8 protein-coding genes are annotated in these 10,555 nt (G+C 71.9%); 6 read left to right on the top strand and 2 right to left on the bottom strand.

Features of this window, described 5'->3' with window-relative positions:
• Window positions 1–1,679, bottom strand: a 1,679-nt coding sequence (locus OZN99_RS17095; protein ID WP_270936470.1) for a xanthine dehydrogenase family protein molybdopterin-binding subunit, incomplete at its 3' end; no start/stop codon positions are given.
• A 104-nt stretch (window positions 1,680–1,783) separates the two neighbouring features.
• Between OZN99_RS17095 and OZN99_RS17100 the strand changes: the two genes are divergently transcribed.
• The 5 genes from OZN99_RS17100 to OZN99_RS17120 are packed head-to-tail and all read left to right on the top strand — an operon-like array spanning window position 1,784 to window position 7,376.
• On the top strand, window positions 1,784–3,229 hold the full coding sequence (locus OZN99_RS17100; protein WP_270936471.1) for an amidohydrolase family protein: 1,446 nt from the start codon (window positions 1,784–1,786) through the stop codon (window positions 3,227–3,229).
• 26 nt (window positions 3,230–3,255) lie between these two features.
• Window positions 3,256–4,317, top strand: coding sequence for an ABC transporter substrate-binding protein (locus tag OZN99_RS17105; RefSeq protein ID WP_270936472.1), 1,062 nt, complete (start codon window positions 3,256–3,258; stop codon window positions 4,315–4,317).
• Between the two features lie 14 nt (window positions 4,318–4,331).
• Window positions 4,332–5,129, top strand: a complete 798-nt coding sequence (locus OZN99_RS17110; protein ID WP_270936473.1) for an ABC transporter ATP-binding protein — start codon at window positions 4,332–4,334, stop codon at window positions 5,127–5,129.
• Window positions 5,126–5,917 (top strand): ABC transporter permease, encoded by a 792-nt coding sequence (locus tag OZN99_RS17115; protein ID WP_270936474.1) that lies wholly within the window; start codon window positions 5,126–5,128, stop codon window positions 5,915–5,917. The genes OZN99_RS17110 and OZN99_RS17115 overlap by 4 nt, the downstream gene beginning before the upstream one ends.
• Before the next feature lie 4 nt (window positions 5,918–5,921).
• Window positions 5,922–7,376, top strand: coding sequence for an amidohydrolase family protein (locus OZN99_RS17120; RefSeq protein WP_270936475.1), 1,455 nt, complete (start codon window positions 5,922–5,924; stop codon window positions 7,374–7,376).
• Here OZN99_RS17120 and ppsA read toward each other — a convergent pair whose 3' ends face one another.
• Complete coding sequence (gene ppsA, locus OZN99_RS17125; RefSeq protein ID WP_270936476.1) at window positions 7,377–9,773, bottom strand: phosphoenolpyruvate synthase; 2,397 nt, start codon at window positions 9,771–9,773, stop codon at window positions 7,377–7,379. It lies immediately after the preceding gene.
• Window positions 9,774–9,939: 166 nt separating this feature from the next.
• On the opposite strand from ppsA, the gene OZN99_RS17130 reads away from it, so the two are divergent.
• On the top strand, window positions 9,940–10,555 hold a 616-nt coding region (locus OZN99_RS17130), incomplete at its 3' end, for an alcohol dehydrogenase catalytic domain-containing protein (protein ID WP_333779746.1).

A 10,555-nucleotide genomic window follows, 5' to 3' on the forward strand; every position in this document is an offset into this window, starting at 1 on the left:
GCGCCCCAGGCTGCCTCTCCGCCGATCGCTGCGCCGCGGCTGGCCCAGGCGCCGCCGCCATGCGGCGCGGCGGCGGTGTCGCCCGCATCGACGCGCACCAACTCCGGCGCGACGCCGATCGCATCGGCCAGGATCTGCGCCAAGCCCTGGGTGATGCCCTGGCCGATCTCGCTGATCGAGGCCTGGGCGCTGATCTCGCCGGTGGGCTCCAGCGTGGCCACGACCGTGTCGGTGGCAGCGACGGCCACGCCACCCGTGCCGTAGACCACCGGGCCGGAGGCGGTGAACTCCACCGTGACCGCCAGGCCAAGGCCGAGCAGGCGGCCGGCCGCACGGCCGGCTGCGATCTCGGCGCGCAACGCCGGCAGGTCCATCAGGGCGCGCGCCTTTTCCAGCGCGGCATGGTGATGCAGCCCGTGCAGCGTCGCGCCGAAGCCGTTCACCGCCGGCATCTCCTCGGCGCGCAGCAGGTTGCGCGCGCGGAACTCCCAGGAATCCTCGCCGCGGGCACGCGCCGCCTTCTCCACCAGGCGCTCCGTCACCGCGCAGCCGATCGGCGCACCGACGGCGCGATACTGGCCGGTCGGCACCTTGTTCTGCAGCACGCTGTCGATGCGGGCGCGGGCATGCGCGAAGCGATAGGGCGCGCCGGTGGCGCGCAGGGCGCTCATCGCCTCCACCGTGCTGCTGCGCGGATAAATGGAGACCGCGCCGAGCCCCTGCAGGTCCTGCACGTCGAAGCCCAGGATGTTCCCCTCCGCATCCACGGCCATGCGCCCGGTGACGACATGCTCCCGTGCATGGATGTCGGCCATCAGCGCCTCCATCCGGTCCGCCACCCAGCGCACGGGACGGCCGAGCAGGCGCGCCGCGGCGGCGACGGCCACCTCGTCCTGGTAGACATGCATCTTGATGCCGAAGCCGCCGCCGACATCGCCACAGATCACGCGCACGCGGTTGATCGGCAGGCCGAGCTGCTCCGCGAAGTGCAGCCGCATCTGGTGCGGCATCTGGTGTGAGAGGCGGATGGTCAGCGCGCCGGTCCCGGGCTCCCACAGCGCGGAGGCGCCGCGCGGTTCCAGCGGCACGCCGGTGTGGCGGGTGAAGGTCAGCGTCTCCTCGACCACCAGCGCGGCGGCGGCGAAGGCGGCGTCGGGATCGCCGTGGCGGACGGTGGTGCCCCAGGCGCGGTTGCTCTCCAGCCCCGGATGCACCGGCGGCGCGTCCGGCGACAGCGCCTTGGCGAGGCTGGTCACCGCGGGCAGTTCTTCCCAGTCTGCGGCGATGGCCTCCACGCCGTCCTCCGCGATCGCCCGGGAAGCGGCGAGCACCATCGCCACCGGCTCGCCCTGCCAGGTCGCGCGCCCATCGGCGAGCGGGCCCTGATCCGGCGAGACGAGGCCGGGGAAGGACTTCGACACTGTGCGCCAGGGCCGGCAGACCGCGGCGAGGTCGGCGGCGGTGAGCACGGCATGGACGCCCGGCAGCGCGGCTGCCACTTCGGTGTGCAGGGTGAACCGCGCATGCGGCAGGGGGCTGCGCAGGAAAGCGGCATGCAGCTCGCCGCGTTCCACGTGGTCATCCAGGTAGCGCCCGCCGCCGGCGACGAGGCGCCGCGCCGCGTCGCGCGGCATGGCGCGGCCGATGGCCGTGTCGGAGAGGCGATCCCGCGTGCCCATGGTGCGCGAGTGAAGCGGAGGCCGCGCATTCAGGCAACCATGGCCGCTTGCCAAAGGCGCGCGGCTGCGTCGAGACTGTCGCGCCAATGCGCGGGAAGGCCACCATGGGCACGACGCTGATCCGCAACGCGGAGTGGGTGGTCCGCTGGGATGCCTCGGAACGGCGCCACGCCTACGGGCGCGACCAGGACATCCTGCTGCAGGACGGCCGCATCGCCGCGATGACGCCGCATGATCCGGGCATACCGGCGCCGGCGGGTGCGCGGGTGATGGATGGGCGCGGCTTCCTGGTGATCCCAGGCCTCGTCAACGTGCACACGCATCCCACCACGGAACCCGGCTACCGCGGCGTGCGCGAGGATCATGGCGTACCGGAGCAGCAGATGACCGGCCTCTACGAACGGCTGCTCGCCTTCCGCCTGGACGAGCGCGGGCGCGAGGCGGGAATGCGGCTGTCCTATGCCGAGCTTCTCTCGGCCGGCGTGACCAGCGTGGTGGATCTTTCGGCGCCCTTCGGTGACTGGTTCGGCGTGATGCGGGCGGCCGGCCTGCGCGTGTGGGTCGGGCCGGTCTTCGCCTCGGCCCGCTGGGTGCTGGAGGCGCCGCAGCGCATGCGCTGGGACTTCGACGCGAAGATGGGCCGCGCCGGCTTCGAACGCGCGCAGCGCGTGATGGAGGAGGCTGAGCGCGATCAGTCCGGCCGGCTCTCGGGCATCGTGTTCCCCGCGCAGATCGACACGGTGGAGGAAGACCTGCTGCGCGACTCCGTGGCGCTGGCCGCGGCGACCGGCCGCCCCTTCACCACCCACATCGCGCAATCCGTCGTGGAGGTGCGGGAGATCGTCAACCGCCACGGCACCACGCCGATCCAGTGGGCGGCTTCGCTTGGGCTGCTGACGCCGCGCAGCATCCTGGGCCATGCGATCTTCGTGGACGAGCATCCCTCGGTCGGCTGGCATACCGCGCGCGACGTGGGGCTGATCGCCGACCATGGTGCGGCGGTCGCGCATTGCCCGAGCCCCTTCGCCCGCTACGGCGAGCATTTGAAGCATTTCGGCCGCTACCGCACGCGCGGCGTGCGCATGGCGATGGGCACGGATTGCGCGCCGCACAACCTGATCGAGGAGATGCGCCTGGCCATACTGGTGGCCCGCAACGCCTGCCGGGATGTCGCGGCCGCGGATTCCGCCGCGGTGTTCCACGCCGCGACGGTGGGCGGCGCCGACGCGCTGGGCCGGCCCGACCTTGGCCGACTGGCGCCGGGCATGGCGGCGGATCTCGTGATGGTCTCGCTCTCCCATCCGCTGATGGCGCCGCTGCGCGACCCGCTGCGGAACCTGATCTTCCACGCCGCCGACCGCGCCGTGCAGCATGTCTTCGTCGCCGGCGAGCAGGTGCTGCGGGACGGCAAGCCGGTCGGCCTCGACCTGACCGACGCCGCCGGGATCGTGGCGGAGGCGCAGGCGCGGATGCTGCGGGATTCGAAGCTGCACGACTATCGCGGGCGGGACGGCGACGCGATCGCGCCGCTCTCCCTGCCGCTGCACTGATCGACCGGAGGGTAACGATGCGACCGATGCGATGGTTCGCGGCGCTGGCCGCGATGCTGGTGCTGGCAGGACCTGCCCTGGCGCGGGACCGCGTGACCTACGGTACCGCGTCCCGCGTCGGGCTGGCCAATTCCGCCATGTACATGGCGGAGGTGATGGGCTTCTTCCGCGAGAACGACATCGACCTCACAACCGTGCAGTTCGACGGGACCGGCGTGCTGCTGCCCCAGATCGCCAACCGGCAGATCACCGTCGGCTACCCGATCCCCGACCTGGTCATCCTGTCGCACGACACCGGGCGGGACCCGCTGCCGATCCAGTTCTTCTACAACGTCACGCGCCAGTACAACTGGGAGATCGTGGTGCTGGAGAACAGCCCGATCCGCACCCTGGCCGACCTGCGCGGCAAGCGGATCGGCGTGATCTCGCTCTCGACCGGCAACGTCCCGGTCACGCGCGCGATGCTGCGCGAGGCCGGGATCGACCCGCAGCGCGGGGTGGAGATCATCCCCGTCGGCCAGGGTCCGGCCGCCGTGAATGCCTTCCGGTCCGGCCAGATCGACGCGCTGAACCAGTTCGACGTGGTGCATTCGCAGATCGCGGTCTCCGGCACGCCGATCCGCCGCATCCCGGTCCCGGAGAAGTACCGCGCCATCTCCGGCAATTCCTTCGCGGCGCATGCCGACACCATCCGCAACAACCCCGACCTGCTGCGCCGCTTCGGCCGCGCCTACACGATGGGGCTGGTGGCCTGCGAGGCCAACCCGCAGGCCTGCGTGCGCCTGTCCTGGCAGCTGCACCCGACGCTGCGGCCGACCGGCGGCGATGCGCAGCGCAACCTGGCGGATGCGGTGCGCATCATGCTGGACAACCTGGCCTACAAGCTGCCGGCCGGCGATGTCCGCAGCCGCCGCTGGGGCGACTTCGAGGAAGCGGGCTGGCGCACCAACATCGAGATCCTGCAGGAGAACGGCCAGCTCCGTCGCACCGACCTGCCGCTCGACAGCATCTACACCAATGCGCTGGTGCCGGATTTCGGCCGCTTCGACGTGAATGCTGTGATCGCGCGCGCGCGGGCGCTGCAGTGAGCCTCGCCGCCGCCGTGGCGACCCCTCTGCCGGCCAGCGCGGCGGTGGAGTTCGACGCGGTGCGGCTGACCTACCGCACGGCCACGGGCGTGCTGCCTGCGATCGAGGAGGTCTCGCTCGCCGCGGCACCGGGCAGCTTCGTCTCCATCCTCGGCCCCTCCGGCTGCGGCAAGTCCACGCTGCTGAAGATCGCGGCAGGGCTGCTCCCGCCCTCCGCCGGTCGCGTGCAGCTGGCCGGCGAGGTGGTGCGCGGGCCGCGGCGCGACGTCGGCATCGTCTTCCAGCAGCCTACCCTTCTGCCCTGGCAGACCGTTCTGGACAACGTGCTCGTCCCGGCGCGGTCCCAGGGGCTCGACATGCGCGCCGCACGGAGCCGGGCGATGGACCTCATCGCTCTGGTCGGTCTCGCCGGCTTCGAGAAGGCCTATCCACACGAGCTCTCGGGCGGCATGCAGCAGCGCGCCGGCCTGGCACGCGCCTTCGTGCACGAGCCTGCCGTGCTGCTGATGGACGAGCCCTTCGCGGCGCTGGACGCACTGAACCGGGAGCGCATGGCGCTGGAGCTGCTGGAGTTCTGGTCCCGCTCCCGTCGCACCGTTCTTTTCGTCACCCATGGCATCCAGGAAGCGGTCTTTCTCTCCGACCGGGTCGTGGTGCTCTCCAACCGCCCGGCGCGGGTGGTGGAGGACATCGCCATCCCCCTGCCCCGCCCGCGCACGCTGGACACGATGCTGATGCCCGACTTCACCCTGCTGTGCGACCGGCTGCGCCGCAACCTGTTCGCCGCCTCCGGCGCCGCGGGGCGCGCATGAGGCGCCTGACCGACGCGCTCTACCCGCTGACCACGCTGGCGGTGCTGCTGCTGGCCTGGGAGGCCAGCGTGCGGCTGTTCGACGTGCCGAACTACATCCTGCCCAGCCTGTCGCAGGTGGGGGAGGCGCTGTGGCGCGGCTATGTGGAGGGCGAGTACTGGCGCCATCTCGGCTTCACGCTGACGGCCATGCTGTGGGGCTATGCGATCGGCAGCGGGGTGGCGCTGGTGCTCGGCGCGCTGGTCGCCGAGATCCGGCTGGTGGAGCGCTTCGTCTTCGCCTTCGTGGTCGGGCTGCAATCCGTGCCGAAGGTGGCGCTGGCGCCGCTGGTCATCGTCTGGTTCGGCTTCGGCATCGAATCCAAGGTGGTGCTGGTCGCGCTGATCTGCTTCTTCCCTACGTTCATCAACGTCATTGCGGGCTTCCGCTCCGTCGATCCGGCCGTGGTGGACATGATGCACGCCTTCGGCGCGTCCCGCCGGCGCATCCTTTGGGAAGTCAAGCTGCCGGGCGCGGCAAGCTCCATCATTGCCGGGCTGCAAGTGGGCGTGGTGCTCGGGTTGATCGGTGCGGTGGTCGGGGAGTTCATCGCCTCGACTCGCGGCTTAGGGCATCTGATCCAGAACGCGGCGACCAACCTCGATCTCGGGACCGTGTTCGGGGCCATCGCCTCCCTCGCCGCAATCGGCATCATCGGCACCCAGCTGCTGCGCGCCCTTCAGCGGCGCGTAGTGTTCTGGGAGCGCGGCGGGCGCGGCGGCGCGGCCTCCGTGGTGACGGAGGGCTGAGTCGATGCAGGGCACGGACACGCTGCTGATCCGCAATGCTGCGGCCATCGTGACCATGGACGACGAGAGCCGCGTGCTGCGTGGCGCCGACATCCTGGTGCAGGACGGGACGATCGCCGCCGTCGGCGCGGTGCCGCCGGAACAGGCTGCGCGTGCGGCGCGCGTGGTGGATGCGCGGCAGCGCGTGGTGCTGCCGGGGCTGGTCAACGCGCATTCCCACTCGCCCCTGGCCTATGCCAAGGGCAGCTACGACCTGGTGAACCACCGCGCCGCGCTGTGGATGTTCCAGGCCTTCACCGCAAACGCCACGCCGGACGAGATCCGCTGCGCTGCGTTGCTCAATTGCCTGGAGATGCTGCGCACCGGCACCACGGCGGTGATCGACCACTTCCCCGAGCAGGGCTTCACACTGGAGCAGGTGGACGCCGTCGCCGCGGCGTACAACGAGTCCGGCATGCGGGCGATCATCGCGCTCCGCATCTTCGACGAGCCCTATGCCGACATCTACCCGCCCGCCGGCGCCTTCCCGCCGGAGCTGGATGCGGAGCTGCGCGCCGCCGCCGTGCTGGAACCGCGCCCGGCGCCGGACCTGCTGGCGCTGGTGGAGGCCGCCATCCACCGCCATCACGACCCGGCCGGGATGGTCCAGGTGGCGCCCGCGCCATCCAACCCGATGCGCTGCACGGATGCGCTGCTGGCCGGCTGCCAGCAGCTGGCGGAGCGCCACGACGCCATCGTGCATTGCCACCTGCTGGAGACGCGGGTGCAGGCGGAGATCGCGCATCGGCGCTACGGCCGCAGCCAGATTCGGCACCTCGACCGTCTTGGCGTGCTGACGGACCGGCTCTCCTGCGCGCATGTCATCTGGGCGGATGACGACGACATCCCGCTGCTGGCGGAGCGCGGCACGATCCCCGTCCACAACCCTGAGAGCAACGTCCGCGGCGGCAGCGGGGTCGCGCCGATCGCGCGGATGATCCGCGCTGGTGTGACCGTGGCGATCGGGGCGGACGGCTCGCCTTCCGGCGGCAACCAGGCGATGCAGCACAGCCTGCGACTGGCCACCATCGTGGCGCGCCCGCAGGACAGGGAGGTCGCGCACTGGGTCACCACCGCCGACGCGCTGCGGATGGCGACGCGCGGCGGCGCGGCGGCGATGCGGCAGCGGATCGGCTGCATCGCGCCAGGCATGGCGGCGGACCTCGCACTCTACGACCTGCGCTCGCCCTGGTGGACGCCGCTGAACGACCCCGTGCACCAGTTCGTCTATTCCGAGACAGGCGCCTCGGTGCGGGAGGTCTTCGTCGCCGGCCGCCAGGTGGTGGCGGAGGGCCGGGTCACCGCCTTCGACGAGCAGGCGGTGCTGGAAGAGGCGCAGGGCCGCTTCGACGCGCTGCTGCGCCGCAACCATCGGCTGCTCGACCTTTCCCGCCGGCTGGCGGCCGCGACGCTGCGCTGATCAGGGCGCGCGGCCCAGCCGCGCCTCGACCTCCGCCACGCGCTTCAGCGTGCCCGCGAAGCTGTCGGGATTGAGCGAGATGGAGTCGATGCCCTGTTCCACCAGGAATTCGGCGAAGTCCGGATGGTTGCTCGGCGCCTCGCCGCAGATGCCCACCTTGGCGCCACAGGCATGGGCGCGGCGGATGACGTCGGCGATCATCCGCTTCACCGCCTCCTCCCGCTCGTCAAACAGGACCGCGAGCTCCGCCGAATCACGGTCCACGCCCAGCACCAGCTGCGTCAGGTCGTTCGAGCCGATGGAGAAGCCGTCGAAGCGCGCCGCGAACTCCTCCGCCAGGATCACGTTGGAGGGGATCTCGCACATCACATAGACCTGTAGCCCGTCCTCGCCGCGCTTCAGGCCGTGGGCTGCCATCTCCGCCAGCACGCGGTCGGCCTCGGTTGGCGTGCGGCAGAACGGCACCATGACGATGACGTTGCGCAGCCCGATCTCCTCCCGCACGCGGCGGATGGCGCGGCATTCCAGCGCGAAGCCCTCGCGGTAGCGGTCGGAGTAGTAGCGCGAGGCGCCGCGCAGCCCGAGCATCGGGTTCTCCTCCACCGGCTCGAAGGCCGCGCCGCCGACCAGGTGGGCGTATTCGTTGCTCTTGAAGTCAGAGAGCCGCAGGATCACCGGGTTGGGGTGGAAGGGCGCGGCCAGCTTGGCGATGCCACGCGCCAGGCGGTCCACGAAATACTCCACCTTGTCGGCATAGCCGCGCGTCATCTCGGCGATGCGGCGCTTCGCCTCGGCATCCTCCAGCGCGTCGAAGCGCAGCAGCGCCATCGGGTGGATGCCGATGTGGTCGTTGACGATGAACTCCATGCGGGCGAGGCCCACGCCCGCCGCCGGCAGCCGCCACCAGCGCAGCGCGGCGGCCGGGTTCGCCAGGTTCAGCATCATCGCGGTGCGGGTGCGCGGCAGCGCGGCCACGTCCAGCTCCGTCACGCTGAACTCGAGGCGGCCGTCATAGACGCGGCCCTCCTCGCCCTCCGCGCAGGACAGCGTAATGGCCTGTCCGTCGCGCAGCGCCGCGGTGGCGCGGCCGGTGCCGACCACGGCCGGCACGCCGAGCTCCCGGCTGACGATGGCGGCGTGGCTGGTCGGGCCGCCATGGTCGGTGACGATGCCGGCGGCACGGCGCATCACCGGCACCCAGTCCGGGTCGGTCGCCTCCGTCACCAGGATCGCGCCCTCGCGGAAGCGGGCGATGTCCTCAGCGCCGCGGATCACGCAGGCCTCGGCTGCGGCGATCGCCTCGCCCACCGCTGCGCCTGTGACGACGGGGCGCGCGCGGCGGTCCTTCAGCCGCCAGCTGCGCAGCACGCCGCCGCGGCGCGCCTGCACCGTCTCCGGCCGCGCCTGCACGATGAACAGCTCGCCGGTCTTGCCGTCCTTGGCCCATTCCAGGTCCATCGGCCGGCCGTAATGGCGCTCCACGGCCACCGCCCAGCGCGCCAGCTGGATCGCCTCGGCATCGGTCAGCACGAAGGCTTCGCGCTCGCGCCGTGTCGTCTCCTGCAGCGCGGTGCGGGCGCTGCCGCCGCTGGCGTAGACCAGCTTGTGCTGCTTGCCGCCGCGCGTACGCTCGATGACCGGCGCGCGCCCGGGCTCGTTCAGCAGCGGCTTGAAGACCAGGATCTTGTCGGGGTCCACGGTGCCCTGCACCACCGTCTCGCCCAGCCCCCAGGCCGCGCTGACCACGACGACGCCAGGGAAGCCCGTCTCCGTGTCCAGCGTGAAGATCACGCCGGAGCCCGCGAGGTCGGAGCGCACCATCTCCTGAACGCCGATCGAGAGCGCGACCGACATGTGCTCGAAGCCCTGAGCCTCGCGGTAGCTGATGGCGCGGTCGGTGAAGAGCGAGGCGTAGCAGCGCCGGCAGGCCTCCATCAGGGCGGCCTCGCCGCGGACGTTCAGGAAGGTCTCCTGCTGCCCGGCGAAGCTGGCGCCGGGCAGGTCCTCTGCGGTGGCGCTGCTGCGCACGGCAACCGACGGTGCCTCGATCCCGCGCCGCCGGCCCAGCTCGCGATACGCGTCCCGGATGGACGCGGCGAGATGGTCGGGAAAGGTGCCATCCAGTATGGCGTGGCGGATCGCCTCGCCGGTCTGCTGCAGCGTCGCGCGACCCTGCTTCAGGGCAGCGAGCAGCCCGGCCAGCCGGCCCTCCAGCCCGTTCGCCGCCAGATAGGCGCGATACGCGGCGGCGGTGGTGGCGAAGCCGCCGGGAACCCGCACCCCGGCGCCTGACAACGCCTGCGTCATCTCGCCGAGCGAGGCGTTCTTGCCACCCACCAGCGGCACGTCCTGGATACCGAGTTCCTCGAACCAGGCGACGACGGCGTCCTGCGGCATCGCGGCACTTCTCCCCAACCATTCCATCCCGCCCCAGTCCAACGCGCGAGTCCTTGACGACGATCAAGCGCGCGGAGGCGTGACGTGGCGGCCCGGCCGGGCGTAGCCTGCCTCCATGCGCGCGATGCTGCTTCGCCAGGCGCCCGGTCGCCTGGAGTGTGCCGCCGTGCCCGACCCGCAGCCCGGTCCTGGCCAGGTGTTGCTGCGCGTCGCCGCCTGCGCGGTCTGCCGCACCGACCTGCATGTCGTTGACGGCGAATTGCCGGCGGCGAAGCCCGACCTCGTCCCAGGGCACGAGATCGTCGGCCGGGTGGTGGCGCTGGGTGCGGGGGTGGACCGCTTCCGCCCGGGCGACCGCGTGGGCGTGCCATGGCTCGGCTTCGCCTGCGGCACCTGCCGCTTCTGCCGCGCGGGGCGGGAGAACCTGTGCCCCGATGCGCGCTTCACCGGCTACCAGATCGATGGCGGCTATGCCGAGCTCGCCGTCGCCGATGCCCGCTTCTGCTTTGCGATCCCGGATGCCTACGGCGACGCGGAGGCGGCGCCGCTGCTCTGTGCCGGGCTGATCGGCTACCGGGCGTTGCGGATGGCGGGCGATGCGCGGCGGATCGGGCTCTACGGCTTCGGCGCCGCGGCGCATATCGTCGCGCAGGTGGCGCGCCACGAGGGACGCGAGGTCTTCGCCTTCACCCGGCCGGGCGACGGCGCCGCGCAGGACTTCGCCCGCCGCCTCGGCGCGGCCTGGGCCGGCGGCTCCGACGCGGCGCCGCCCGAGCCGCTCG

Source organism: Falsiroseomonas oryzae (genome assembly GCF_027856955.1).
Classification (GTDB): domain Bacteria; phylum Pseudomonadota; class Alphaproteobacteria; order Acetobacterales; family Acetobacteraceae; genus Falsiroseomonas; species Falsiroseomonas oryzae.